Raw genomic sequence first — 26,274 nt, forward strand, 5'->3', positions numbered from 1 at the left:
CATGCGCTTCGTGCTCTACACGCACTCGCTGGTTTCGGACTGGAACCACGGCAACGCGCATTTCCTGCGCGGCGTGCTGCGCGAGTTGCAGGCGAGGGGCCATCCAACTCTCGCCCTGGAGCCTGCCGACAGCTGGAGCCGGAGCAATCTGTTGGCCGCGCAGGGATGCGCGGCGGCGGCGCGCTTTACGGCGGATTTTCCCGAGCTGACGAGCCTCACCTACGATGCGAGCTTCGACCACGAGGCGGCGCTCGACGATGCCGACGTGGTGCTGGTGCATGAGTGGACTGATCCCGCGCTGGTGGCCAGGCTCGGCGCCATGCGACGGGCCGGCGCCGACTTCACCCTGCTGTTCCACGACACCCACCATCGCGGCGTGTCCGACCGGCAGGCCATCGATGCCATGGCGCTGGACGGCTACGATGCGGTGCTGGCATTCGGCGAGAGTCTGCGCGAGCGCTACCTGCTGCAGGGCTGGGGACGGCATGTGTTCACCTGGCATGAGGCGGCGGACGTCCGGCTGTTCCGGCCTCCGGCGGCAGAGTGCGCGCGAACCGGCCTGATCTGGATCGGCAACTGGGGCGACGGCGAGCGCGAGCGCGAACTGCAGGAGTTCCTGATCGAGCCCGCACGGACCCTGGATCTGCCGGGTGTCGTGCACGGGGTCCGCTATCCCGCGCATGCGCTGCAGGCCTTGGCCACGACGTCGCTCGCCTATGGCGGCTGGATTGCGAATGCAGACGCGCCGGCTGCGTTCGCGCGACACCGGATGACGGTGCATGTGCCACGGCGGCCCTATGTCGAGGCGCTGCCGGGCATCCCCACCATACGCGTCTTCGAAGTGCTGGCCTGCGGAATTCCACTGGTCAGCGCGCCGTGGAACGATAACGAGCAGCTGTTCGCGCCCGGCCGTGATTTCCTGTCGGTCCGGGATGGCGCCGGGATGACGGCGCAGTTGCGCGCGCTGGACAACGACGCGGCGATGCGTGCGGAAATTGCCCGCAACGGCCGGGCGGCGATCCTGGCGCGGCATACCTGCGCGCATCGCGTCGACGAATTGTTGCACATCCTTGCGGCCCGAGGCAGCACGAGGGTGATGCGGCAGGTAGTACAGCTCGAGGCCGTGCCTTGAAGATCGCATTCTATGGTTCCAGCCTGCTTTCCTCATACTGGAACGGCGCCGCAACCTATTATCGCGGTATCCTGCGCGCGCTCGCGGCGCACGGACACGAGATCTGCTTCTACGAACCCGACGCCTTCGACCGGCAGTCGCATCGCGACATCGAGCCGCCATCCTGGTGCCGCGTCGTGGTGTATGAGGCCTCGCCGGAGGGTGTGCGCCGCGCCCTGGACGGGATGCGCGGCGCGGACGTCGTCGTCAAGGCGAGCGGGGTCGGCTATGCGGACGACGCGCTGCTGGCGGGCGTTCTGGCGGCCAGGCAAGCGCAGTCGCTCTGCCTGTTCTGGGACGTCGATGCGCCGGCGACGCTCGCCGACATCCGCAACGATCCGGAGCATCCGCTGCGCCGGGCACTGGGCTCGCTCGATCTCGTGCTCACCTATGGCGGCGGCGCTCCGGTGACGGACGCGTATCGCGGCTTCGGAGCCCGCGACTGCATCCCGATCTACAACGCACTCGATCCCGCGACGCACCATCCGGTACCGCCCGATGCGCGCTATGTCTCCGACCTCAGCTTTCTCGGCAACCGGCTGCCGGACCGGGAGGCGCGCGTCGAGGCATTCCTGCTGCGCCCGGCAGCCCAACTGGCGGACCGCCGCTTCCTGCTCGGCGGTTCCGGATGGGCCGACAAGCCCTGTTCCGGCAACGTGGTCAAGCTCGGGCATGTCGCGACCGGCACGCACAACGCGCTCAATGCCAGCGCCGGCGTCGTGCTCAATATCAGCCGTGACAGCATGGCGCGGATGGGGTTCTCGCCGGCGACCCGGGTGTTCGAGGTGGCGGGCAGCGGCGCCTGCCTGATGACCGATCATTGGGACGGACTGGCGGTGTTCCTCGAGCCGGGCCGGGAGGTGCTGGTGGTGCGTGACGGCGCGGACGTGGTCGAAGCGTTGCGTAGCCTCGATCCGCGGGATGCGGCACGCATCGGCCAAGCCGGCCTCGCGCGTATCCTGCGCGAGCACACCTACGATCGGCGCGCGGTGCAGCTCGATCGCCTGCTGGTCGATACCCTTGCTGCCAAACGCGCCGGCCTCCCCGCATGAGGGAGAGTTTGCGGATCGTCGTGCTCGGCCTGTCGCTCAGCTCCTCCTGGGGCAACGGCCATGCGACGACGTTCCGCGCATTGCTGCGCGGACTGCGCGGACTGGGCCACGATGTCCTGTTCCTCGAGCGCGACGTGCCCTGGTATGCATCGAACCGTGATCTGCCAGCACCGGATTTCTGCCGTCTCGCCTTCTACGATGACCTCGAAGCGTTACGTGGACATCATGCCGCCGCCATCGCCTCGGCGGATGCGGTCATCGTCGGCTCCTATGTCCCGGACGGCATCGACGTGCTCGACCTGGTGCTGCGTATCGCCCGCGGCACGCGCGTGTTCTACGACATCGACACGCCGGTGACGCTGGCCAGCCTGGATCGTGGCGACTGCGCCTATATCGCGCCGCTTCAGATCCCGCTGCTGGATCTGTACCTGTCGTTTTCCGGCGGTCGCATGCTCGACCGGCTGGCCCGGGATTATCGCGCGCGGCATCCGGTGGCGTTCTATTGCGCGGTCGACGAGACGCGCTACCGGCCCGGCGCCGGTGCCACCCGGCGCTGGGATCTCGGCTATCTCGGCACCTACAGCGAGGACCGCCAGCCGGCCTTGCTGCGGCTGCTGATCGAGCCGGCCCGGCGACTGCCGCAGCAACGCTTCGTCGTGGCGGGACCGCAATATCCGTCCGACATCGACTGGCCCGGCAATGTCGAGCGCATCGAGCATCTGCCGCCGTCCGAGCATCCCGGCTTCTATGCCGCGCAGAGATACACGCTGAACGTCACCCGTGCCGACATGATCGCGGCCGGCCACTCCCCGAGCGTGCGGCTGTTCGAGGCGGCCGCCTGCGGCACGCCGATCATCAGCGACGACTGGGACGGCCTCGCCGACCTGCTGCCGGTGGGCGAGGCCGTGCTGGTCGCGCATTCATCCGGGGATGTCGTGTGGGCCCTTCAGGAGATGCCCGAGGAACAGAGGAGCAAATTCGCCGCCGCGGCGCGCGACATCGTGCTGGCATCGCATACCGGAACCGCCAGGGCCGCGATGCTGAACGACGCCCTGGACCGGGTGGCCGCTCAGAGCCCGAGATCACTCAATCCGGGATGATCGGCTGGACGCGGCGAAGACCGATCCCACTGGAACTTGCGCTCGCCCGGCGTGATCGGCAGGTCGTTGATGCTGGCATGTCGCGCACGCATCAGGCCGTGCTTGTCGAACTCCCAGTTCTCGTTGCCATAGGCGCGGAACCAGCTTCCACCCGCATCATGGAACTCGTATGCGAAACGCACCGCGATGCGGTTATCCGTGAACGCCCAGAGCTCCTTGATCAGCCGGTACTCCCGCTCGTCCGCCCATTTGCGCGTCAGGAAGGCGATGATCGCCGGCCGTCCGGTGAAGAATTCGGATCTGTTGCGCCAACGGCTGTCCGGGCTGTAGGCGAGTGCCACCTTTTCGGGGTTGCAGCCGTTCCAGCCATCCTCGGCGGCACGCACCTTCTGCAAGGCGGTGTCCCGGGTGAAGGGAGGCAATGGCGGCCGGGTATCGCCCATCAGAAATGCTCCACCCACGGCCGCAGCGCGAGCTCCCAGCTCCAAGCATTGCGCGGCTGCCGCAGCATGTCGAGATAGCTCTGGGCGATCGCGTCGGGATCGAGGGTGCTGTCCGGCTGGTCCGCGGGATCGGCGCGGCTGTCGCTGCGCACGCCGCCATCGATCACGAAATGCGCCACATGGATGCCGGCGGGCGCCAGTTCCCTAGCCGCACTCTGCGCCAGCCCGCGCAGCGCGAACTTGCCCATCGCGAACGCCGACGAGTTCGGATACCCCTTGACGCTGGCCGACGCCCCGGTGAGCAGGATCGCCCCGTGCCGGCGCGGCAGCATGCGACGCACGGCCTGCTGCACGACCAGGAAGCCGCCGAACGCCGACACCTCGATGGCGTGGCGCACCGCGTCGGGATCGAGTTCGGCGATCGGTCCGCGCACCCGCCCGCTCGCATTGTAGAGCACGAGATCCGGCACGCCGACCTCGGCGTCCATGCGCTCGAACAGGGTCGCAACCGCGGCCGGATCGCGGGCATCGACGCTGTAGCGCGCCGCGCCGAGTTCGGATGCCAGCGGCGCCAGCCTGTCGATGCTGCGTGCCGCCAGGCCGACCTTCAGGCCCGCTTGTGCAAGCTGGCGCGCGACCGAGGCGCTGATCCCCGGTCCGGCGCCGACGATCAGCGCCGTCCGATACGGAACCGCGCTCATGCCTTGGCTGAGCTTTGGCCGAACAGGATCTTGCGCTCCTCCTCGGTGCGTATGCCGCCGGCGCCCGGATTGATCTGCTGGACCAGATCGTAGGCGCGCGTCGTCGCCGGGCGCGCCTTGATGGCGGCGTGCCAGCGGGCAAGGTGCGGAAAGTCGTCCAGCGTCTGGCCCTGGGCATCCGGCAGGATCCACGGATAGGACGCCATGTCCGCGATCGTGTAGTCCGGACCGGCCACGAAGGCGCGGTCGGCCAGCCGGTGGTTCAGCACGCCATAGAGTCGGTTGGTCTCCTTGACATAGCGGTCGATCGCATACGGGATCTTCTCCGGGGCGTAGTTGCGGAAATGGTGGTTCTGGCCGGCCATCGGTCCGAGGCCGCCCATCTGCCAGAACAGCCATTGCAGGATTTCGGCGCGCGCATGCAGCCCGGACGGGATGAACCGTCCGGTCTTTTCCGCGAGGTACAGCAGGATCGCGCCGCTCTCGAACAGCGAGATCGGCGCGCCGCCACCGGTCGGCGCCTGGTCGACGATGGCCGGGATGCGGTTGTTCGGCGCGATCGCCAGGAAGTCCGGCCGGAACTGCTCACCCTTGCCGATATTGATCGGAAAGATCTTGTACTCGAGCCCGGTCTCCTCGAGGAACAGCGTCACCTTGTGGCCGTTCGGCGTCGTCCAGTAGTAGAGGTCGATCATGCAGGGCTCCTGGTCATGCCGCGTCCCGTCATCAACGTCCGCTGGGAAGTGCGCTGGCGCCGGCGCACTGTCGCCCGGACGGGCTTTGGATCGGAGCACCCAATGAGAGCGGAGGCAAGACGCGCATGAGCGCTGCACGCAAGATGCACTTGGGCGCCTTCATACGGCCGGTGAGCATCCATACCGGCGCCTGGCGCTATCCCGGCGCCATCCCCGACGCGAACTTCAATTTTGCCCAGCAGAAGCATTTCGCGCAGACATTGGAGCGGGCCTGCTTCGATGCCTTCTTCATGGCCGACCACCTCGCGGTGCTGAACATGCCTCTGCGCGCGCTGAAGCGCAGCCACACCGTCACCTCGTTCGAGCCGTTCACCCTGCTCGCGGCGCTGGCCGCGGTGACCGGGCGCATCGGCCTGGTGGCGACCGCGTCCACCACCTTCGACGAGCCGTACCACGTCGCCCGTCGGTTCGCGTCGCTGGACCATCTGAGCGGCGGACGCGCCGGCTGGAACATCGTGACCACCGCCAATCCGAACGCCGCGCTGAATTTTGGCTACGAGGACCAGATCGACCACGATGCCCGCTACGTGCGGGCCCGCGAGTTCTACGACGTCGTCACCGGGCTCTGGGACAGCTTCGCCGACGACGCCTTCGTGCGCGACGTCGAGAGCGGCATCTACTTCGATCCCGGCCGCATGCACGTGCTCGACCACAAGGGGCCGGCCTTGAACGTGCGTGGTCCGCTCAACATCGCGCGGCCGATACAAGGCTGGCCGGTGGTGGTGCAGGCGGGGTCCTCCGAGCCGGGCCGCCAGCTGGCGGCCGAGACCGCGGAGGTGGTGTTCGCCGCCGAGCCGGACCTTGCCGCGGGACAGCGGCTGTATGCCGACATCAAGGGCCGCATGCGACGGCTCGGACGCAACCCCGACCACCTGAAGATCCTGCCGGCCGCCTTCGTCGTCGTCGGCGAGACTCTGGCCGAGGCGCAGGCCAAGCGCGCGCATCTTGACAGCCTGGTGCACTACGACAGCGGCATCGCGTCGCTGAACGGCATGCTGGGCCACGATGTCTCCGGCTACGACCCGGACGGTCCGCTGCCGGAGATCCCGCAGACCAATGCCGGCAAGAGTGCGCGGGCCCGCATCGTCGAGATGGCCGCCCGTGACGGGCTCAGCATTCGCGCCCTGGCGCAGCGGGCGGGCAGCTATGCCGGGCTCGCCTTTGTCGGCACCGCGCACGGCATCGCCGACGAGATGGAGGCGTGGCTGCTTGGCGAGGGCTCGGACGGCTTCAACATCATGTTCCCCTGGGTGCCCGGCGGCCTCGACGAGTTCGTGGCCGAGGTGGTGCCGGAACTGCAGCGGCGCGGCCTGTTCAGGCGCGCGTACGAGGGCACGACGCTACGCGAGCATCTCGGCCTACCCCGTCCGGCAAACCGCTTCTTTCCTGATTAGGGCTGCCTCCGTTGCGGGCGCGACTGAGGCGGCGTTCGCCGCGGGCCCGACCAGAGCGGCCTCCGCCGCGGGCCATGCCCCGAGCGCGGTTTCCACGGCCCGGTAGAGCGTGGCTCGGCTCGCGCCGGACGCGGCCTGCACGGCCATGCCCTGCATCATCGTCATCACATAGCTGGCGAGGGCGGCGGGGTCGGCTTCCGGCGGCAGGTCGCCCTCCAGGCGTGCCCGCTCCAGGCGCTGCCGCAGGGCCATCTCGCCGGCATTGCGGCGGGCCACCAGTTCCAGGCGGATCGGCTCGGTGGCCGTCGAGCAGGCGAGCGCGCCATTGGTGCCGAGGCAGCCGGGCGGATGCCGGGCATCGGTCTGCGCGTCGGCGCAGCCATACAGCATCCGCTCGGCGACCAGGCGCGCGGTCGGCTGCGACAGGGCCTCCAGGGTGAAGGCCATGCAGGTCGACTGGTAGCTGTCGAGGGCGCGGCGGAACAGCGCCTCCTTGTTGCCGAAGGCGGCATACAGGCTGGGCCGGGTGATCCGCATGGCGTCGGTCAGGTCGGTCATCGAGGCACCCTCGAATCCCTTGCGCCAGAACACGTCGAGTGCTGCGGCCAGCGCCTCGTCGGGATCGAATTCGCGCGGGCGTCCCATCGTCTCGTCGTCCCGTTCAGGTTGCACCGTCCGGATCGGACACTACCAGAAATCTGTAGGTGGAGTGATACGGCCGGGGCGCCGGCCGGTCCAATCACCAAAGCCGGCGGCCGCCGCCTCGTCCTACGCGGGCACCGGGGCATGCTCCGGGATCAGGCCGGCCTGTTTCAGGTCGGCCCACAAAGCGGCCGGGATCGGCGCCGTCATCAGCGCCGCGTTCTGCCGCATCTCGGCGACGCTGCGGGCGCCGGGGATGGCGGCGGCGACCACAGGATGCGCGGTACAGAACTGCAAGGCAGCGGCACGCAGGTCGACATCGTGGCGCCGGCACAGGGCGGCGATTGCGTCCCGCCGCGCCACCAGGGCGGCGGGCGCCTGCACATAGTCGTAGGTGTTGCCGCCGGTGAGCAGGCCCGAATTGTACGGGCCGCCCATCACCACGCTCACATCGCGCCCGGCACAGCGAGGCAGCAGCGTCCCGAGCGCACCGGTGTCGAGCAGCGTGTAGCGCCCGGCGGCAAGAAAAATGTCCGGGTCGGCCTGCTGCAGCGCGCGCAGGCACGGCTCGATGCGGTTCACGCCGAGGCCCCAGGCCTTGATCACCCCTTCCTCGCGCAGCCGCGTCAGGGCCGGCGCCGCCCCGGCCATCGCCTGGTCGCAGCGCTCCTGCCAGTCCGCCCCGTGCGTGTCCTCGCCGACATCGTGGATATAGACCACGTCGATGCGCGCCAGGCCGAGCCGTTGCAGGCTGTCCTCCACCGAGCGCCGGGCGCCGTCGGCGGAATAATCGTAGCGGATGCCGAACGGCAGCCCGCCGACGAAGGACGAGCGCTCCTCCGGCAGGCCGGGGCCCGGCGCCGGCACCAGCATGCGTCCGACCTTGGTGGACAACATGAACGCATCGCGAGGCCGCGGCCGCAGGGCCTGCCCGACGCGGTGCTCCGACAGGCCGAAGCCGTAGAACGGCGCGGTGTCGTAATGGCGCACGCCGGCCTGCCAGGCCGTATCCAGCACCGCCAGCGCCTCGGCGTCCTCCACCCGGCCGAACAGGTTGCCCAGGGGAGCGCCGCCGCAGCCGAGCGGTCCGGGTGGTCGATAGCGGGTCATGCCGGTGCCTCCGAGAACGGTCCGAGGCGATCATGGCCGCGAACGCGGCCGCGTGCCATCCTTGCGCGCGATGGCGGCGCCATGCCCGGGCCGCCCGGCGGTGGAGGGTCCGTTGACCGGCAAGACCGATGACGGGAGCGGCGAGGACGGCCAGAAGGCGCGGAAGAACAGCGAGCCCGCGCTGCCGCACGTCCCCGCACTGCCGGATGCCAAGGAGATCCACGACCTCGTGCTCGAGGAAGGCGAAGCCGACCTCGAACGCGGCTTCGGCTCGCTGGCCTGGTCGGGTCTCGCCGCCGGGCTCTCGATGGGTTTCTCGTTCCTGGTCATGGGCATCATGCGCGGGGCGTTGCCCGACCAGCCCTGGGCGATCCTGGTCGACGGCGCCGGCTACACGGTGGGCTTCCTGATCGCCGTCCTCGGACGCCAGCAGCTTTTCACCGAGAGCACGCTGACCGCGGTGCTGCCGGTGCTCAGTCGCAGCTCGTCCGGAACGATCGCGAAATTGCTGCGCCTGTGGCTGATCGTGCTGATCACGAACCTCATCGGAACGATCATCTTTGCCTGGCTCATCGGCCACCAGGGTTTGTTCAAGCCGCAGACCTGGGCCGCGTTGAACGAGATCAGCACCGCATCGCTCGATAGCGGCTTCTGGCCGATGGCGGTGAAGTCCCTGCTGGCCGGATGGCTGATCGCGTTGATGGTCTGGCTGCTGCCGGCGCCGGGCCGGCGCAGGTGCTGATCATCATGATCCTGACCTACGTGGTCGCGATCGGGCAATTCTCGCACATGGTGGCAGGTTCCGTCGAAGCGGCCTTCGCGGTGTTCAGCGGCCACGCGACACCGCTCGATTATCTGCTACGTTTCGCGCTGCCGACGCTCATCGGCAATACGCTCGGCGGCGTCTCCCTGGTCGCGATCCTGAACCACGCGCCGTTGCGCTCCGACGCGGAGGTCTAGCTAGCACGCGTCAGCTTGCATGCGCAGGCTGGACGCCTCTTGCATGGTGGGGCACGATCCGTCCGGCGTACAGGAGGTTCCATCGGGCATGAGGTGGCGTACCCATCCAGCCGTCCTGCAGTCGGTCCCCCCACTGCCAGACGCATGGCCTGGCGCAGCGCCTGACGCAGTCGAGGATGCCCTGGTTGTCGGCGCCGGCCTGGGGGGCATCGCCGTGGCGCTGCGGTTGCGCGCCCTCGGCTACCGCGTCACCATCCTGGAGCGATGCCGACAGCCCGGCGGCCGCGCCCGGGTGTTCTCGCAGGACGGCTACATCTTCGATGCCGGCCCGACAGTCATCACCGCGCCATACCTGTTCGAGGAACTGTTCGAATTGTTCGGCGAACGGCTTGCCGACCATGTCGATCTGCTGGCCGTGCGTCCGTGGTATCGGATCACCTTTCCCGATCGGCGGCATTTCGACTATGGCGGCACCGGGCGCGGCATGGAGGCGGAGGTCGAGGCGTTCGCCCCGGGCAACGGCGCCGGCTACCGACGACTGGCGCGGCGTGCGCGGCAGCTGTTCGAGGTCGGCTACGAGCGCTACGGGGGCACCTCGTTCGATCGCTGGCAGACCATGCTGCGGGCGTTTCCGGCGATCATCCGTCTGGGCGGCCTGCGCTCGCTGCACGCACTGGTGCGGCGTCATATACGCAGCCCCGAACTGCAGCGTGCGTTCACGTTGCAGACCCTGCTGATCGGCGGCCATCCCTATCGTACCAGCGCGATCTATGCGCTGATCCAGCATCTCGAGCAGCGCTGGGGCGTGTGGTTCGCGCGTGGTGGCACCGGCGCCCTGGTGGCAGCGCTCCTGGCACTCGCGGCGCGGCACGGGGTTGCGCTGCGCACCGCAACCACGGTGTCGCGCATCGTCGTGGAGCGCGGCACGGTGCGCGGCGTCGTGCTCGACGATGGCAGCATGCTCGCCGCGTCCGTCGTCGTGGCGAATGCCGACGCGCCCTACGTGCACCGCCATCTGCTCGGCCGCCGGGAAGGATGGCGGCGCTGGCGCTATTCGATGGGGCTCTATGTGCTGTATTTCGGCACCGACCGGCAATGGCCGGCGACCGCGCATCATACGATCATCCTCGGCGAGGACTACAAGGCGCTGCTCGACGAGATCTTCGACGGCAGCGCGGGGCTTCCGGACGACCCTTCGCTCTACCTGCACCGCCCCGGAGCGACCGATCCGTCCCTGGCGCCGCCCGGATGCGATGGGTTCTACGTGCTGGCACCGGTTCCCAACCTGCAATCGTCGATCGACTGGGAGCGGATGGAGCCGGCCTTCCGCGAGCGTATCCTCTCGATCCTCGAGGCGAGGGAGCTGCCCGGGCTGCGCGCCCACATCACCACCCTGCGCTGCATCACGCCGCGGGATTTTGCCCGCGATCTGCTCAGCACCCACGGGGCCGGCTTCTCGGTCGCGCCGAGCCTGCTGCAATCGGCAGGTTTCCGGTTCCATAACCGTGTCAGGCGGGCCGAAGGGCTGTATCTTGTCGGCGCCGGAACCCATCCCGGGGCCGGCGTGCCAGGCGTCCTGTGCTCAGCGAAGGTTGTGCAATCGTTGCTTGAAGCCGAGCGGGCCGGATCGCTGCGAAACCGGCGCGCACGGCCCGGAGCCCGGCCGCGACGCTCGGCGCGCCAGCCGGGCGGTTCGGCGCTGAGCACGCTGGCGCGGCATGGGCGAAGCTTCCGGCTGGCCGGCACGCTGCTGCGTCGCCGCGACCTCGAGGATGCAGCGACGCTCTACGCCTTCTGCCGCCAGGTCGACGATCTGGCCGACCTTGCGGATGACCCGGACGTGGCGCGGGGCGCCTTGCTGGATCTCCGCCACGCGGTCGCGGCGTCGGATGCGCGGCACGTGCGGGCCGCCCCGCTGCTGGAAATCGCAGGCCGGCGCGACATCGACCTGCACCCGGCGCTGGCCTTGATCGACACCATGATCCTGGATCTGGCGCCGCTTGCGGTGGCGGACGAGGCGGCGCTGCTGCGCTACGCCTACGGTGCGGCCGGCACGGTCGGGCTGATGATGTACGACATGCTGGGACTCCGCGATGCGGCCGGCCGGCGCTACGCGGTCGATCTGGGCATCGCCATGCAGCTCACCAATATCGCGCGCGACGTGGTCGAGGATGCGGCACGCGGACGCCTGTATCTGCCGGCGGCGTGGCTGCCTGCAGATCTATCGGTGCAGGGCATCGCGCTGACCCAAAATGCGGCCGCGGTGTACCGGGCGGTGCAGCGGCTGCTGGCACTCGCCGACCGGCATTACCGCAGCGCCGAAGCCGGGATGAAATTCCTGCCGTCGCGGCCGCGTGCCGCCATACGCGTGGCGGCTCGCCTCTACGAGGAGATCGGCCGGATGATCGTCGATGCGGGCGCGGGCTACCTCGCAGCGGGACGCGTCCGGGTTCCGACCAGCCGGCGGCTGTTGCTCCTGGCACGTGTCGTGTGCGGACCGCAGCCAGCCGGCAAAGCGGCGGATGCGCTCATCGATACTTATGTTGCAGTGCATGAATTACAGTAATGGCCGCGGCGAACCGTAATTGTGCGGCGCAACGATTCTCACGCGGCCGAAAGTTGTGAGATGTCCGTTATTGCGAGGCCCTATCACGTGGTTGTGACACATGCGCTTGCGCGATCGGCGTCATAACTAATTCTCCGTCACGTCGGACTTGTCGGCGATTTATTTTTCAAACGCAGCGGGTTGTGGCAACGCGTGGATTTCCCGATGGTCTCGGATCCCGACCAGGTCGCCAGATCGCAATGACTTGCGGGATACGCGAAGGCTGTCCATCGTTGCAGAACTTGATCGCGATGTTTCTCGACTAGCTCCAGCGCCGGCGCGAGGAGAATGGGCATGCGGATGGGTGAGGTTACCGGCGAGAAGCGGATGGCAGCGAAGCTGCGAACGTCTCCCGGCAGTCGCGGCCGCAGCAAGCCCGCCAAACCGCGCACGAAGCTGGTCGCGGGAGAAGAACACCAGCAATCCGGCTTCGAGGAAGTCATCGACCGCGACGGCGCCAATCTGCCATCGATCCTCCTGCTGGTCCTGATGTCATCGGCGCCGGCGCTTCCGCTGAGCGACATGCACGCCCCGGCGGTCAGCGCGCTCGACGATCTCTGGGGCAAGCGGAAAATGATCTCGGACAAGACGCGGCTCTCGTCCGAGACCGTCAAGATGAGCTACTCCATGGTCGACCTGATCAGGTCCGTCATCGACTGAGACCGGCAGAGCATGATGCCTGCATCATGCTCTGCCGGTCTCCCCGCCGCCGGATCATCGCCCGTGGAGCTCAGGGTCCGGGGAGCTCAGGGTCCGTGGAACTCAGAAAAAGAGCGGAACTCATAGAAAGATATCCGACGGCGCGCGCAGCTTGAGGCTGCGTCCGAGTGCCTCGCCGGCTGCTCGTGCCTCTGCATCCGCAGCCTCGATGCTGTCACGCAACAGGAACGAGCCGTCCTCGCGCGCAACCAGGCCGGTCAGCCTGATGCGCCCCGGCGCTGTCCGGGTGGTGACCGCGCCGATCGGCGAGCGACACGACCCGTCCAGCACCCGCAGCATCGCCCGCTCCGCATCGGCGGCGATCCGGCTGTCGCGGTCGTCGCAGGCGAGCATCAGGTTGCGCAGAACGATGTCGTCCGCGCGCGCGGTGATGGCAACGATGCCTTGCGCCGCGGACGGCAGCATCACATCGATGGGCAGCACGATGGAGGCCTCGTTCTCGAGGCCGAGACGCTTCAGCCCGGCCAATGCGAGCAGGCTGGCGTCGCAGCGGCCGGACGCCACCTTGTCGAGCCGCGATTGCACGTTGCCGCGCATCAGGGTGATCCTCAGGTCCGGCCGCGCGTGCAGCAACTGCGCCTGCCGCCGCACCGATGACGTGCCGATCAGCGCGCCATGCGGCAGCGCCGACAACGGATCGGCGGCGCTCGCGCAGGCGGCCGCATCGGACAGGATCAGCGCGTCGCGAGGATCCTCGCGCGGCAGCACGCAGGCCAGCACGATGCCGGGCGGCAGATTGGTTTCCAGGTCCTTCATGCTGTGCACGGCGAGGTCGATGCGCCCGTCGAGCAGCGCCTCGTGGATCTCCTTGGCGAACAGGCCCTTGCCGCCGATCTCCGCCAGCCGGCAATGCTGTACTGCGTCGCCGGTGGTGCTCATCACCTGCTCGCGAAACACATCCATCCCGCGCAGCGCCGGACAGGCGTTGCTCAGCATGGCGAGGAAGCCACGTGTTTGCGTCAGGGCGAGCGGCGAGGCGCGGGTGCCGACCTTGAGTGGCAGCGTCGGCGCGTGTGGCGTCACCGGGCGCCGACGTGCCGGGAGAGCCTTTTGGCGCTGTACGGCGAGCGGGCTCTCGAGACTCATGACGGTGAACCTTGCAATTCGATCCCGGGCGTGGCGGTCCCGGTATAAGCGGCGCCGGAGAAGGGTGGGTTGAGCAGCACGACCGCCCGGTTGAGCATCGCCGCGGTCGCCACCCAGACCAGGTAGGGCAGCAGCAGCCAGGTCGTGCGGCTGGCGGCAAGCGGGATGCGTCCGCGTGGCAGCCCCAGGATCAGGGCGAGGACCGAGAGCCAGAGCGGGACGGTCTCGATCATCGCCAGATCCGGCCGGCGCAGCTTGAAGAACAGCGCGCTCCACAGGATGTTCAATCCGCCGTTCAGCGCGAACAGGGCCAGCAGGCGGCGTCGCTCGGAGCGATTGAGCGCCTGCCTCCAGGACCGCACCGCGGCGATTCCGGTCAGGGTTCCGATCACCGTCCAGACCGGTCCGAAGGCCCATCCCGGCGGCTGCCAGCGCGGCACCTCCAGGCTCTCGTACCAGGGCCCGATCGTGGTCAGCGCCCCGCCCGCGCCCAGCACGGCGGTGACGCACGCCGCGGCGGTGAGCACGTCGCGTTTCATGCCCGACGCCTCATGTCGGTGCGAGGCCGGTGAGGTGCGCCATGTTCTTGGCAAAGATGCGCAGATGCACGAGCGGCTTGGCGCGCACCAGCTCCTTGGTCATGTAGGCGGCCCAGGTCAGCTGCTGCACGTCGGTGTCGCGGCAGATGGCCACGAACCGCTCCCGCCTGGCGTCGGAGGCATACCAGAAGCGCTGCATGATGCCGAGGATCCAGAACACCTGGCCGTGCGAGCGCATGAAGCGCCGCCGCGCGTGGCGGAGCGCCTTCGGGTTGCCGGTCCGGCAGAATCGCTCGACCGCGTCGGCTGCGAGCCGGCCGCCGGTCATTGCGTAGTAGATGCCCTCGCCGGATGCCGGCGCCACCACGCCGGCGGCGTCGCCTGCGAGCACGACATCGCGGCCATTGTCCCAGCGGCGCAGCGGACGCAGGGGAATCGGCGCGCCCTCGCGCCGGATGGTGCGGGCATGCTGCAGGCCGGTGGCAAGACGCAGCGCCTGCACCGCAGGCCGCAGCCGGAACCCCTTGCGGGCACTGCCGAGGCCGACACTGGTGGTCTTGCCGTGCGGAAACACCCAGCCGTAGAAATCCGGCGAGAGCGAGCCGCGATAATGCACCTCGCAACTCGAGCCGTCGAAATCCTCCGCCGGCGGCGACGCGATGATCTCGTGATAGGCAAAGACGTAGCGCATGCGCGACGCACCGCGAATCGCCTGCCTGGCCACCACGGAGCGCGCGCCGTCGGCGCCGATCACGCAGCGCGCGCGTATCACGAAGGCATCCGCGGCGGGGTGTGCCTGCGCATCGCGTCCGGCCGCGGCGAGACAGTGCACACGCACCACGCCGCCCGGCTCGCGCGCGATACGGTCAAAGGCCCCGTGCCGTCGCACCGCGCCTGCGGCGGCCGCGCGTTGCCGCAGCCACTCGTCGAAGCCGTCACGATCCACCATGCCGACATAGCCGTCGGCGATCGGCATGTCGGCCACGCGCGACGACGGCGAGAACACGCGCGCGCCGGTCGCGCGCGCCACCAGCAGCTCCTCGGGGATCTCGAACTCGCTCATCAGGCGCGGCGGGATGGCGCCGCCGCAGGGCTTGATGCGGCCATCGCGATCCAGCAGCACGACGCTGCGGCCAAGACGGGCGAGGTCGGCCGCGGCGGTCGCCCCCGCCGGGCCGCCGCCGACCACGACGCAGTCGAACACCATCTCGTCGGTCATGTTGTCAACGCCCCATCAGCGGGAAACGGAAGCGGCGGTAAGAGGTTGTCTGGAAACACCTGATGCTGGATGAGAGCGGCCCGCAGGGTCGCGGCCGGCGTGGCTTGGCGAGCACCGGAGCGGAGCGGCCGTCTGGCCGTGAGCACCGGAGCACAGGTAAGCCGCGTCGGATCGCCAGCAGCAGGTGTTTCCAGACAGCCTCTCATGGCCGGATTGCGAGTGCGGTGACCAGCATGCCGATCACATACAGCGTGGTGCCGGTGCCGTTGTACCAGGGCGCACGGGCCTGCGGCGCCTGCAGCAGCCGGCGCATCAGCACCAGCTGCGCGAGCAGGAGTGCGATCACGATCGCCGCATGCACCGGGCGTCCCCAGGCGACGAGCAGCGCCGCCACCACCAGTTGCGGCGCTGCCATCACCAGGCAGGCGACGCGGCAGGCGCGGTCCGCACCCAGGCGTGCCGGCAGCGAGGCAATGCCCATCCGGCGGTCACCCTCGATCGACTTGAAGTCGTTCAGTGTCATGATGCCATGCGCGCCGAGGCTGTAGAGCGCCAGCGATACAAGTACGTGTCCGTCGGGAAACGCGCCGCGCATGACGGCAGCGCCGGCGAACCACGGCAGGCCTTCGTAGCTGACGGCGACGGCAAGATTGCCGACCCAGCCATCGCGCTTCAGCCGCGCGGGTGGTGCGCTGTACGCCCAGGCGAGGAGCATGCCGAGGCCGGCGGCGACCGAGACCCACGGTCCGAGTGCCGCGGCCAGCCCCATCGACAGGCCGGTCCAGACGATCGCGATCGCGAGGCCCCAGCGGCCCGGAATGCGTCCGGACGGGATCGGACGATCGGGTTCGTTGATGGCGTCGACATGCCGGTCGAACCAGTCATTCACCGCCTGGCTGGTGCCGCAGATCATCGGACCGGCCAGCAGGGCGCCGCCCAGCGCGAGCGGCCAGCGCGTGCCGAGCGGCTGGCCCGAACAGGCGATGCCGCAGCCGAACGCCCAGATCGGCGCAAACCAGGTGATCGGCTTGAGCAGGGTCAGGATGGCGCGAGGCTGCGGCCACGCAAAGCGTGCTCCCGCCGGCCTCGACGAGAGGAGCGCGCGCGCGTCGCTCACTGGCGCACCTTCAGGCTCATTCGTTGTCGTCCAGGTTGCCGATGCCGAACCGGCGCATCTTGACGTACAGGCTCTGCCGGCTCAGCCCGAGCATCTCGGAGGCGGAGGCGCGGTTGTTGCCGGTCAGCTTCAGGGCGGCCTCGATGCAAAGCCGCTCGATCACGTCGGTGGCGTCGCGCACCAGGTCCTTGAGCGGGACGCGCCCGATCAGGTCCACCAGATGCTCGTTCGATGCGGGTGCCTCGCCGACGGTCTCGGGCGACACCTGCGTCAGCCGGCGGGCCACGTCGCGGATCGAAAAGCCGAGCCGCGCATGCTCGCCGCCATCGACGATGACAGCGGAGATCTCGACCTGGCGTTCGGCGCCGTGCTGGCCGCGCAACAGCGTGCTGAACAGCCGCACGGTGCCACGCTGGCGAAGGTTGGCCAGCAGCACGTCGATCTCGACGCTGCCGGTCGACTGGCCGAGCCAGTCGCCGAGCGAGCGGCCGCGCACCTGGTCGACATTGGCGAGCTGCACCATGTCGAGATAGGCGGCGTTCGCCGCCAGGATCAGGCCGTCGGCGTCGGTGAACACGAAGCCGTCCGGCGACTGTTCGAGTGCCTCGAGCAGCCGCCCGTTCAGCGCCTCGAGCGAGGTGCCGTCGCGTGTTGCGAGACCGGTGATGCGCGCCAGCAGCAGCAGGGTGCCCCCGCTCTGCAGCATGCCGCCGGTCATGCTGACCGGAGCGCCGGTCTCGCCGAGCGCCACGGTGGCGGCATCGGCGGTCCCCTTGTTCTGCAGCGCGGTGACGAAGCGCTGCACCTTGGGGTGGCTCGCCTCGCGGAACAGCTCGAGAAAGGCGCGGCCCTTGCGTATCTCGGTGCGGAACAGGCGGCTCGCAGCCGGATTGAACTCGGCGATCTTCAGCGTGGCGACGTTGACCGCGACCAGCGCGTCGCTCGCACCGTCGAACAACAGCCGCGAGCGGGCCTGCGCCTCGCGCAAGGCCGCGTAGTCGCGATCCAGCGCCTCCTGGGCGTCGATCAGCTTCTGCTGCAGATCCGAGAACAGGCGCAGATCCTGACCGAAAGCGGCGGTGACCTTGCCCTCGCGCAACCGGATAGTGGAATATTGTACCGCGACGTCGGCGCCACTGGTCGCCGGATGGTTGATGTGTCGCAGCCGCACCTCGTCATCACGCTGCGATGCGTCCAGCAGGGCTGCGACCTTGCCGCGGCTGTCGTTGGTGACGGTCTCGGCCCAGCTGCGCCCCAGCCAGTCGGAGGCGCCGCGCAGATCCTTCTGCAGGCGCTCGCTGCGGAACGAGATGTCGCGGATCAGGCCCTGCTCGTCGATCAGCAACGCGAGATCGGCCGCCGCCCCGACCAGGCGTCCGATCTCGGACGCCCCGGTCTCGGACACATCACCGAGCAGGGCGTCCGCGTAGGAGAACGAGTTCAACCAGACCATCCAGCAACTCCGGGCGACGCAGCGAGGCTCCCCAGGTGCCGCGCCGCCGGTGCCGGCAGCATCGAACGGCGGTCCAGCAGCGTCTCCGCTTGCAGCAGCGCGTCTTCCGCATTGTCGGCGACGGCGTCCACGTCCAGGCTTCCGGCGAGCCCTTCCTGCGCCATGAAGGCCGGGCCGCCGGCCATCACGATCACCTCGCGGTTGCGTGAGGTCAACCGGGCCGCGCGGATGCACTCTTCGAGCACATGGCGCTGCTCGCCGCAGCCCAGCGACAGACCGACGACATCGTAGGCCCGCGCCCTGAGGACGGCGGCGATCTGGAACGGATCATCGATCTGTCCATGCGCGACATGCCATCCGCGCAGCCGGAACACCTCGGCGAGCATGGCGACGCCGAACCGGTGCGTGCTGCCCGGGACAGCCCACAGCGCGATGCTGCGCTCGGAGCGGTGCGGCCGCGCGGCGCCGGGTGCCAGCGTCGCGAGCAGGATCTGCATCCTGGCCTGCAGGCGCATGACCCCCAGGGTCACGTCGCAGATCGTGCAGCGGTCCTCCATCCAGAGCCCGCCGAGATGTCGTGCCGCCGGCGCCAGCAGGTCGAGCAGGATATTCTCCGTGCTCAGGCCAAAAGCCAGGGCGGCCTCGACATGACGGCCGATCGCGGCGTCGTCCAGCCGCATCGCGTCCTCGGCGAGTGCTGCGATCGCCTCGGGGCCAGGGGCGTTGGCGCCAGGGGCGTCGGGGCCAGGGGCGTCGGGGCCAGGGGCGTCGGGGCCAGGGGCGTCGGGGTACGTCAGGACCGGGCCGTCCACCGTCGGCAGCACCGGGTGCGGCTCCGGGCTCGCCGGGTCCGTCACCGGGCGAGCCGCCGGCATGCCCTTGCGCCTGCCTGTCACGCGACGCTGCTGGCGGTCGCGGTAGGCATCGGCCAGACGGGGAACGATGGCGCTCTCGATCAGCCTCAGCACGGCCTCCCGGGTGGCAGGTGCAGGCTGACCCATGCTGCTACTCCGACCGTCGACGGCGCCCGGCCTGCTTCGCTGCTGCATCCGCAAGCCGTGCTGCACGGGTCCGTTCCTTCCGACCTGCCACACTGAAGCCTCTGCGGTGCAAAAGTGTCAACCTAGATTTGTGTCTAATCCGCTTGACACTTTCTCCCGACGGCTCCTAGCGTCGTCCCCAGTGGTGCGGGGAGCGGACCGTGGGCAGCACGACAACGACAAGTCTGGGATCCGCAGGCGGTCTCGCGGCGCTGAAGGCCCGGACCGGCTCGCCGCCGGCGTGCCGGCCGCTCTACACCGCCGAGCAGCGCCGCCGTCGTGACGCCTCCGTCTGGACCCTCGTGCAGGGGATCCTGGCACCCCTGCAATTCCTGGTGTTCCTGGTCAGCCTCGGCCTGGTCCTGCATGCCCTGGTCACCGGCCGCGGCGCGCAGGCGGCCAATGTCTCGGTGCTGGTCAAGGCCGCGATGCTCTGCGCCATCATGGTCACCGGCGCCATCTGGGAACATCGCGTGTTCGGATGCTACCTGCTGGCACCGGCCTTCTTCTGGGAGGATGTCGCAAGCTTCGGCGTGATCGCGCTGCATGCGGCCTATGTGGTGGCGCTGTTCGGATCGTGGCTGGACGAGACCGGCATGCTGCTGCTGGCCCTTGCGGCCTACGCCGCCTATCTCGGCAACGCGCTGCAGTTCCTGCTCAAGCTGCGTTCTGCGCGGCTGGCGGCTAGCGCATGAATATCAGCGTCAACCCAGCCGCCTGCGCCGCTCCGATCCTGAAAGAAAGAGGGCAGCGCGAGGTGTTCTGCGGGCTCACCGGGATCATCTGGCTGCACCGGCGCATGCAGGACGCCTTCTTCCTGGTGGTTGGCTCGCGCACCTGCGCCCATCTGCTGCAATCGGCTGCCGGCGTCATGATCTTTGCCGAGCCGCGCTTCGCGACCGCGATCATCGGCGAACGCGATCTCGCCGGGCGCGCCGACCTCGATGACGAGCTCGACCGCGTGGTGGGGCGCCTGCTGGCGCGCCGGCCCGAGATCAAGCTGCTGTTCCTGGTCGGCTCCTGCCCGTCCGAGGTGATCAAGCTCGACCTGTCGCGCGCCGCCGCGCGGCTGTCGCGGGTGAACGAGGCCGGCGTCCGCGTGCTGGCCTATTCCGGCAGCGGCATCGAGACCACCTTCACCGAGGGCGAGGATGCCTGCCTCGCAGCCCTGGTGCCGGAGATGCCCGACGCCGGCGCCGACGCTGATGCAGCGGGCCGACTGCTGGTGGTGGGGGCGCTGCCCGACACCGTGGAGGCGCAGTTCAGGAGCCTGCTGAACCAGGCCGGCATCGAGCATATCGACTTCCTGCCGCAGCGCCGGCTAGCGGAGCTCGCCGCGATCGGCCCGCGGACGCGGTACCTGCTGGCGCAGCCGTTCCTGGCGGTCACCGCCAAGGCGCTCGAGGCCCGCGGCGCACGCCGCATCCCGGCCCCGTTCCCGATCGGCATCGAGGGCACCACGCTGTGGCTCGAAGCCGCGTGCCGCGCATTCGGGATCGCACCCGCGGCCATCGGCAAACTCTCCGAGGCACCGCGCGCGCGCGCCATGGCGGCCATGCAGCGGGCGCGACGCGCGCTCGCCGGACGCAGCGTGTTCTTCTTTCCGGACAGCCAGCTCGAGATCCCGCTGGCGCGTTTCCTCGCCCGCGAGATGTCGATGCGGCTGGTCGAGGTCGGCACGCCGTACCTGCACCGCCAGCACCTGGCCGAGGAACTGGCGATGCTGCCGCCGGTGCAGATCAGCGAAGGCCAGGATGTCGACCTGCAGCTCGATCGCTGCCATGCGGCACGGCCCGATCTGGTGATCTGCGGCCTGGGTCTCGCCAATCCTCTCGAAGCGGCCGGCATCGCCACCAAATGGTCGATCGAGCTGCTGTTCAGCCCAATCCACGGCTTCGAGCAGGCGGCCGACCTTGCCAATTTGTTCGTTCGTCCGCTGGCGCGCCGCGCCATGCTGGAGGTCTGAGCCCCATGCTGGAGGCCTAGCCCATGGAGCTGTCGCTCTGGACCTACGAAGGACCGCCGCATGTGGGCGCGATGCGCATCGCATCCGCGATGCGCGACGTGCACTACGTGCTGCATGCGCCACAGGGCGACACCTATGCCGACCTGCTGTTCACCATGATCGAGCGCCGCAACACGCGGCCGCCGGTGACCTACACCACCTTCCAGGCACGCGACCTCGGCGGCGACACCGCCAGCCTGTTCAAGGAGGCCGCACGCGAGGCCTGCGCCCGCTTCAAGCCGCAGGCGCTGCTGGTGGGTGCGAGCTGCACCGCCGAACTGATCCAGGACGATCCGGGTGGCCTCGCGCGCGCGCTGGGTCTCGACGTCCCCGTGATCGCCCTCGAGCTGCCCTCCTACCAGCGCAAGGAGAACTGGGGCGCAGCCGAGACCTTCTACCAGCTGGTCCGCACCTTCGCGGTAGAGGCGAGCAAAGCGACCCCGGAGAATCGGACCCCGGAGAATCCTCCGAGCTGCAACCTGCTTGGCCCCGCGAGCCTCGGCTTCCGCCATCGCGACGATGTCCGCGAAATCACCGACCTGCTCACGCGGCTCGGTGTGCGGGTCAACGTGACGGCACCGCTCGGCGCGTCGCCGGCCGACCTCTCGCGGCTCGGCAATGCCGACTTCAACATCGTGCTGTATCCCGAGATCGCGGGTCCGGCCGCCCGCTACCTGGAGAAGCGCTTCGGCCAGAAGTCGGTGCACAGCATCCCCGTCGGCGTCACCGGGACGCGTGCCTTCATCGAGGAGGTGCTGCAGGTGGCCGGGCTGCCGGCGATCGATGCCGAGGCCCTCGGACGCGCCTGCGGCCTGCGGCTGCCCTGGTACTCGCGCTCGGTGGACTCCACCTACCTCACCGGCAAGCGCGTCTTCATCTTCGGCGATGCGACGCACGCCATCGCCGCCGCGCGTGTCGCGAGCCGCGAATTCGGCTTCACCGTCGTCGGGCTCGGGTCGTATTCCCGCGAGCAGGCCCGCGACGTGCGCGAGGCGGCATCCTCCTACGGCCTGACCGCCCTGATCACCGACGATCATCTCGATGTCGAGTCCGCCATCGAGGCGCTGCAGCCGGAACTGGTGCTCGGCACCCAGATGGAGCGCCATATCGCGAAACGGCAGGGCATCGGCTGCGCGGTGATCTCAGCACCGGTACATGTGCAGGACTTCCCGGCGCGCTACTCGCCGCAGATGGGCTTCGAAGGCGCGAACGTGCTGTTCGATACCTGGGTGCACCCGTTGATGATGGGACTCGAGGAGCATCTGCTGGCGATGTTCCGCGAGGATTTCGAGTTTCATCCCGACGCGCAGCCGTCGCATCTGGGTGCGGCAGCCCCGGTGGCCGTGGTCGCCGCGCAGCCGGAACCGACGCCGGCCGAAACCGGTTGGGCGCTGGAGGCCGAGCGCGAGCTGCGTCGTATTCCGATCTTCGTGCGCGGCAAGGCCCGCCGCAACACCGAATCGTTCGCCCGTGAGCGCGGGCTTTCCCTGATCACAGTCGAGACGCTGTATGATGCAAAAGCCCATTTCGCGCGCTGATGCGACGGCCGCGGCGCCGACGCCGACGCCTCCGGTGCGTATCGTCGTCGTCACGATGGACAGCCATCTGGCGCAGGCGGCGCAGGCCGCGGAGCAGATCCTGCGGCGCGACCTGCCCGGACTGCAGCTGGTGGTGCATGCGGCGGATGAATGGGGCCACGATCCGGCGGTGCTCGCCGCCTGCCACGAGGACATCGCCCGCGGCGACATCGTGATCGCCACCATGCTGTTCATGGAGGACCATATCCAGGCGGTGCTGCCGGCGCTGCAGGCGCGGCGCGAGCGGTGCGATGCGATGCTGTGCTGCCTGAGTGCCGGCGAGATCGTGCGGCTGACCCGGGTCGGGCGCTTCAACATGTCCGCCGAGGCGACCGGCATGATGGGCATGCTCAAGCGCCTGCGCGGCTCGCGCGGCAAGGGCAGTTCGTCCAGCGGCCGCGACCAGATGGCGATGCTGCGGCGGCTGCCGAAGCTGCTGCGCTTCATTCCGGGACCGGCGCAGGACGTGCGCGCCTATTTCCTCTGCCTGCAATACTGGCTGGCGGGATCGGAGATCAACCTCGTCGGCATGATGCGCCTGCTGGTCGATCGCTACGCCGACGGGCCGCGCCAGGCGCTGCGTGGCACGCTGCCGGCAGCCCCGCCCGTCGAGTATCCCGATGTCGGGCTGTATCACCCTGGCGCCAAAGGCGGGGCCGGCAAGGGACCCATCGTCGAGCGCATCGAGCAGCTTCCGGCACGCGTCGGCGAGGCGGGAACTGTCGGGCTGCTGCTGATGCGCTCCTACGTGCTGGCCGGCAATGCCGCGCACTATGATGGCGTCATCGCCTCGCTCGAGGCGCGTGGCCTGCGTGTGATCCCGGCCTTCGCCTCGGGTCTCGACAATCGTCCGGCGATCGAGGCGTATTTCCTGCGCAATGGTGTCAGCACCATCGACGCCCTGCTGTCGCTGACCGGATTCTCGCTTGTCGGCGGACCGGCCTATAACGACGCCAAGGCCGCCGAGGCGGTGCTGGCGCAGCTCGACGTGCCCTATGTCGCGGCCCATCCGGCCGAGTTCCAGACGCTGCAGCAATGGCAGCAGGACCCGCGCGGCCTGCTGCCGGTCGAGGCGGCGATGATGGTGGCGATCCCGGAGCTCGACGGCGCGATCTGGCCGATGACCTATGGCGGCCGCTCGTCGGAGGCCGAGGAAGGGCAGCAGCGGCAGATGGAGGTGCATCCCGAGCGGGCCTCGATGCTCGCCTCCAGGGTTGCCAAGCTCGCCGCCCTGCGCCGCAGCAAGCGCGCCGAGCGCCGCCTTGCCATCGTGCTGTTCAATTTCCCGCCCAATGCGGGGGCTGCCGGGACAGCCGCCTACCTCTCGGTGTTCGAGAGCCTGCAGCACACCTTGGAGGCGCTGGCCGCCGGCGGCTATGCGGTCGACGTGCCCGCGGATGTCGATGCACTCCGCGCCCGCGTGCTCGACGGCAATGCGCGGCTGCTCGGCACCGATGCCAACGTCGCGCACCGCATCCCGGCCGCGGAGCACGTCCGGCGCGAGCGCTGGCTCGCCGATATCGAGCGGCAGTGGGGCCCGGCACCGGGGCGGCAGAGCAGCGACGGCAGCGCGATCCAGGTGCTGGGCGCGCAGTTCGGCAACGTGTTCGTCGGCATCCAGCCGGCCTTCGGCTACGAGGGCGACCCGATGCGCATGCTGTTCGAGCACGGCTCCGCGCCGACGCACGCCTTCTCGGCCTTCTACCGCTACCTGCGCGAGGATTTCGCGGCGCACGCGGTGCTGCATTTCGGCACCCATGGCGCGCTGGAGTTCATGCCCGGCAAGCATGCCGGCATGTCGGGCGCCTGCTGGCCGGACCGGCTGATCGGCGACCTGCCGAACTTCTACCTGTATGCCGCCAACAACCCGTCCGAGGGCGCGCTCGCCAAGCGCCGTACCGGGGCGACCATGATCAGCTACATGACGCCGCCGCTCGGCACCGCCGGCCTGTATCGCGGCCTGCTCGACCTGAAATCCAGCATCGATCGCTGGCGCACGCTGGAGCCGGATGCGGACGCCGAGCAGCGCGCCTCCCTGGTGTCGTTGCTGCAGGGCCAGGCCGCCGCGGTCGATCTGTGCGCGGCCGAGCCGGCCTGGGCCGCCCATGATATCGCTCTGCGCATCGACACCCTGCGCGCCGATCTGCACGATCTCGAGCAGACCTTGATCCCGCATGGCCTGCATGTGGTCGGCCGGCCGATGGCTGCCGACGCCAGGAGCTCGATGCTGGACGCGGCGGGGCTGGCCGATCCGGAGCGCCGCGCCTCGATCGATGCGCTGCTGGCACAGGACCACGAGACACCGGCGATCCTGCACGCGCTCGATGCCCGCTACATCCGTCCGGTGGTCGGCGGCGACTTCGTGCGCAGCCCGGACATGCTGCCGACCGGGCGTAATCTGCACGGGCTCGATCCGTTCCGCATCCCCAGCGCCTTCGCGGTACAGGACGGCGCGCTGCAGGCCGAGCGGCTGCTGGAGCGGCATCGCCAGGAGGGCCATGCGCTCCCCGAGACCATCGCGATGGTGCTGTGGGGCACCGACAACCTCAAGACCGAGGGCGGCCCGCTGTCGCAGGCGCTGTGGCTGATGGGCGCCGAGCCGCGGCACGACAGCTATGGCCGCCTGACCGGCGCGCAGCTGGTGCCGCTCGAACGGCTCGGCCGGCCGCGTATCGACGTGGTGCTGACGCTGTCGGGCATCTTCCGTGACCTGCTGCCGCTGCAGATGCGCCTGCTCGCCGAGGCCGCCCACCTCGCCGCCAACGAGGACGAGGACCCGGAGCAGAATTTTATTCGTAAGCACGTGCTTGCATTCGTGTCGGCCAATGGCGGCTCGATCGAGGATGCGGCGCTGCGGGTGTTCGGCAACTCCAGCGACGCCTACGGGTCCAACGTGAATCTGCTCATCGGGCAGGGCGGCTGGAGCGACGAGAACGAGCTGGCCGACGTGTTCGTCAAGCGCAAGGGCCACGCCTACGGCATCGACGGCCGCGCTCGCCGGCAAGATGCGCTGCTGTCGCATATCCTCGGACGTGTCGACGTCGCCTACCAGAACCTGGAATCGGTCGAGGTCGGGGTGACGACGATCGACCATTATTTCGATACGCTCGGCGGCATCGGCCGCGCGGTGCAGCGGGCGCGTGGCACCCAGGCGCAGATCTACATCGGCGACCAGACCCGCGGCGCCGGCAGCGTGCGCACGCTGGGCGAGCAGATCTCGCTGGAGACGCGCACCCGCACGCTGAACCCGGCCTACTACGAGGCGCTGCTCGCGCACGGCAGCGAAGGGGTCCGCAACCTCGAAGCACAGGTCACCAACACGCTCGGCTGGTCGGCCACGACCGGCCAGGTGGCACCCTGGGTCTACCGGCAGATGACGGAGACCTTCGTGCAGGAAAAGCAGATGCGCGACCGGCTGTCATCACTCAACCCGACCGCCTCGGCGCAGATCATCAACCGCCTGATCGAGGCGAGCGAGCGGAACTACTGGTCACCGGATCCGGCGATGCTGGATGACCTGCACCATGCCAGCGAGGAGCTGGAGGATCGTCTCGAGGGCGTCGTTGCGGAAGTGGCAGCTTGAAC

At 69.2% G+C, this 26,274-nt stretch carries 23 protein-coding genes; 12 read left to right on the forward strand and 11 right to left on the reverse strand.

From position 1 onward, the window contains the following. The first annotated feature begins 1 nt into the window (after position 1). The 3 genes from ACQY4O_RS02145 to ACQY4O_RS02155 are packed head-to-tail and all read left to right on the forward strand — an operon-like array spanning position 2 to position 3,323. Positions 2 to 1,132, forward strand: coding sequence for a CgeB family protein (locus ACQY4O_RS02145; protein ID WP_428374598.1), 1,131 nt, complete (start codon positions 2 to 4; stop codon positions 1,130 to 1,132). Further along, the gene (locus ACQY4O_RS02150; RefSeq protein ID WP_428374599.1) at positions 1,129 to 2,223 is read left to right on the forward strand and encodes a CgeB family protein; all 1,095 of its coding nucleotides are present in this window, start codon (positions 1,129 to 1,131) and stop codon (positions 2,221 to 2,223) included. Before ACQY4O_RS02145 ends, ACQY4O_RS02150 begins: the two co-directional genes overlap by 4 nt. Continuing rightward, positions 2,220 to 3,323, forward strand: a complete 1,104-nt coding sequence (locus ACQY4O_RS02155) for a CgeB family protein (RefSeq protein ID WP_428374600.1) — start codon at positions 2,220 to 2,222, stop codon at positions 3,321 to 3,323. The genes ACQY4O_RS02150 and ACQY4O_RS02155 overlap by 4 nt, the downstream gene beginning before the upstream one ends. On the opposite strand, the gene ACQY4O_RS02160 is transcribed toward ACQY4O_RS02155, so the two are convergent. Genes ACQY4O_RS02160 through ACQY4O_RS02170 form a run of 3 tightly spaced genes read right to left on the reverse strand, consistent with a single transcriptional unit; the run spans position 3,293 to position 5,162 of the window. Further along, positions 3,293 to 3,766, reverse strand: a complete 474-nt coding sequence (locus tag ACQY4O_RS02160) for a DUF1348 family protein (protein WP_428374601.1) — start codon at positions 3,764 to 3,766, stop codon at positions 3,293 to 3,295. The two genes, ACQY4O_RS02155 and ACQY4O_RS02160, sit on opposite strands and share 31 nt — an antisense overlap. Next, on the reverse strand, positions 3,766 to 4,467 hold the full coding sequence (locus ACQY4O_RS02165; RefSeq protein ID WP_428374602.1) for an SDR family NAD(P)-dependent oxidoreductase: 702 nt from the start codon (positions 4,465 to 4,467) through the stop codon (positions 3,766 to 3,768). Before ACQY4O_RS02165 ends, ACQY4O_RS02160 begins: the two co-directional genes overlap by 1 nt. Beyond that, positions 4,464 to 5,162 (reverse strand): glutathione S-transferase N-terminal domain-containing protein, encoded by a 699-nt coding sequence (locus ACQY4O_RS02170; RefSeq protein WP_428374603.1) that lies wholly within the window; start codon positions 5,160 to 5,162, stop codon positions 4,464 to 4,466. The genes ACQY4O_RS02165 and ACQY4O_RS02170 overlap by 4 nt, the downstream gene beginning before the upstream one ends. A gap of 125 nt (positions 5,163 to 5,287) precedes the next feature. On the opposite strand from ACQY4O_RS02170, the gene ACQY4O_RS02175 reads away from it, so the two are divergent. Beyond that, positions 5,288 to 6,616, forward strand: a complete 1,329-nt coding sequence (locus ACQY4O_RS02175) for an LLM class flavin-dependent oxidoreductase (RefSeq protein WP_428374604.1) — start codon at positions 5,288 to 5,290, stop codon at positions 6,614 to 6,616. Here the strand turns inward: ACQY4O_RS02175 and ACQY4O_RS02180 are convergent. Both ACQY4O_RS02180 and ACQY4O_RS02185 read right to left on the reverse strand, forming a co-directional pair. Further along, positions 6,581 to 7,288 (reverse strand): TetR/AcrR family transcriptional regulator, encoded by a 708-nt coding sequence (locus tag ACQY4O_RS02180; RefSeq protein ID WP_428374605.1) that lies wholly within the window; start codon positions 7,286 to 7,288, stop codon positions 6,581 to 6,583. The two genes, ACQY4O_RS02175 and ACQY4O_RS02180, sit on opposite strands and share 36 nt — an antisense overlap. Positions 7,289 to 7,384: 96 nt before the next feature. Then, positions 7,385 to 8,368: an aldo/keto reductase gene (locus ACQY4O_RS02185; RefSeq protein ID WP_428374606.1), complete on the reverse strand. Its 984-nt coding sequence runs from the start codon at positions 8,366 to 8,368 to the stop codon at positions 7,385 to 7,387. A 112-nt stretch (positions 8,369 to 8,480) separates the two neighbouring features. Between ACQY4O_RS02185 and ACQY4O_RS02190 the strand changes: the two genes are divergently transcribed. The 4 genes from ACQY4O_RS02190 to ACQY4O_RS02205 all read left to right on the forward strand — a co-directional run bounded on the left by ACQY4O_RS02190 (position 8,481) and on the right by ACQY4O_RS02205 (position 12,593). Then, complete coding sequence (locus ACQY4O_RS02190) at positions 8,481 to 9,110, forward strand: formate/nitrite transporter family protein (protein WP_428374607.1); 630 nt, start codon at positions 8,481 to 8,483, stop codon at positions 9,108 to 9,110. Then, complete coding sequence (locus ACQY4O_RS02195) at positions 9,104 to 9,328, forward strand: hypothetical protein (RefSeq protein WP_428374608.1); 225 nt, start codon at positions 9,104 to 9,106, stop codon at positions 9,326 to 9,328. The genes ACQY4O_RS02190 and ACQY4O_RS02195 overlap by 7 nt, the downstream gene beginning before the upstream one ends. 88 nt (positions 9,329 to 9,416) lie before the next feature. Then, positions 9,417 to 11,894: a phytoene desaturase family protein gene (gene crtI, locus ACQY4O_RS02200; RefSeq protein WP_428374609.1), complete on the forward strand. Its 2,478-nt coding sequence runs from the start codon at positions 9,417 to 9,419 to the stop codon at positions 11,892 to 11,894. Positions 11,895 to 12,227: 333 nt separating this feature from the next. Continuing rightward, positions 12,228 to 12,593 carry a hypothetical protein gene (locus ACQY4O_RS02205; protein ID WP_428374610.1) on the forward strand — a complete coding sequence of 122 codons (366 nt, stop codon included), beginning with the start codon at positions 12,228 to 12,230 and terminating at the stop codon, positions 12,591 to 12,593. A gap of 120 nt (positions 12,594 to 12,713) precedes the next feature. Here the strand turns inward: ACQY4O_RS02205 and hemC are convergent, their stop codons facing one another. The 6 genes from hemC to ACQY4O_RS02235 form a co-directional block, all read right to left on the reverse strand. Continuing rightward, a complete protein-coding gene (gene hemC / locus ACQY4O_RS02210; RefSeq protein WP_428374611.1) occupies positions 12,714 to 13,739 on the reverse strand; it encodes a hydroxymethylbilane synthase in 1,026 nt (341 codons plus the stop codon). Next, the gene (locus ACQY4O_RS02215; protein WP_428374612.1) at positions 13,736 to 14,278 is read right to left on the reverse strand and encodes a TspO/MBR family protein; all 543 of its coding nucleotides are present in this window, start codon (positions 14,276 to 14,278) and stop codon (positions 13,736 to 13,738) included. The genes hemC and ACQY4O_RS02215 overlap by 4 nt, the downstream gene beginning before the upstream one ends. A 10-nt stretch (positions 14,279 to 14,288) precedes the next feature. Further along, the gene (locus ACQY4O_RS02220) at positions 14,289 to 15,497 is read right to left on the reverse strand and encodes a geranylgeranyl diphosphate reductase (RefSeq protein ID WP_428374613.1); all 1,209 of its coding nucleotides are present in this window, start codon (positions 15,495 to 15,497) and stop codon (positions 14,289 to 14,291) included. Between the two features lie 202 nt (positions 15,498 to 15,699). Beyond that, a complete protein-coding gene (gene chlG / locus ACQY4O_RS02225; protein ID WP_428374614.1) occupies positions 15,700 to 16,614 on the reverse strand; it encodes a chlorophyll synthase ChlG in 915 nt (304 codons plus the stop codon). Between the two features lie 16 nt (positions 16,615 to 16,630). Beyond that, positions 16,631 to 18,067, reverse strand: coding sequence for a transcriptional regulator PpsR (ppsR, locus tag ACQY4O_RS02230; RefSeq protein WP_428374615.1), 1,437 nt, complete (start codon positions 18,065 to 18,067; stop codon positions 16,631 to 16,633). Beyond that, positions 18,055 to 19,068: a cobalamin-dependent protein gene (locus ACQY4O_RS02235; protein WP_428374616.1), complete on the reverse strand. Its 1,014-nt coding sequence runs from the start codon at positions 19,066 to 19,068 to the stop codon at positions 18,055 to 18,057. The genes ppsR and ACQY4O_RS02235 overlap by 13 nt, the downstream gene beginning before the upstream one ends. A 200-nt stretch (positions 19,069 to 19,268) precedes the next feature. On the opposite strand from ACQY4O_RS02235, the gene bchF reads away from it, so the two are divergent. Genes bchF through ACQY4O_RS02255 form a run of 4 tightly spaced genes read left to right on the forward strand, consistent with a single transcriptional unit; the run spans position 19,269 to position 26,272 of the window. Beyond that, the gene (bchF, locus tag ACQY4O_RS02240; RefSeq protein ID WP_428374617.1) at positions 19,269 to 19,802 is read left to right on the forward strand and encodes a 2-vinyl bacteriochlorophyllide hydratase; all 534 of its coding nucleotides are present in this window, start codon (positions 19,269 to 19,271) and stop codon (positions 19,800 to 19,802) included. Then, entirely contained in the window at positions 19,799 to 21,073 is a 1,275-nt protein-coding gene (locus ACQY4O_RS02245) for a ferredoxin:protochlorophyllide reductase (ATP-dependent) subunit N (protein WP_428374618.1), read from the forward strand. The genes bchF and ACQY4O_RS02245 overlap by 4 nt, the downstream gene beginning before the upstream one ends. A gap of 23 nt (positions 21,074 to 21,096) precedes the next feature. Continuing rightward, positions 21,097 to 22,650 (forward strand): ferredoxin:protochlorophyllide reductase (ATP-dependent) subunit B, encoded by a 1,554-nt coding sequence (gene bchB, locus ACQY4O_RS02250; RefSeq protein WP_428374619.1) that lies wholly within the window; start codon positions 21,097 to 21,099, stop codon positions 22,648 to 22,650. Between the two features lie 34 nt (positions 22,651 to 22,684). Continuing rightward, entirely contained in the window at positions 22,685 to 26,272 is a 3,588-nt protein-coding gene (locus ACQY4O_RS02255) for a magnesium chelatase subunit H (RefSeq protein WP_428374620.1), read from the forward strand. Positions 26,273 to 26,274 lie beyond the last annotated feature (2 nt).

The organism is Lichenicoccus sp. (genome assembly GCF_965277665.1).
Taxonomy (GTDB): Bacteria; Pseudomonadota; Alphaproteobacteria; order Acetobacterales; family Acetobacteraceae; genus Lichenicoccus.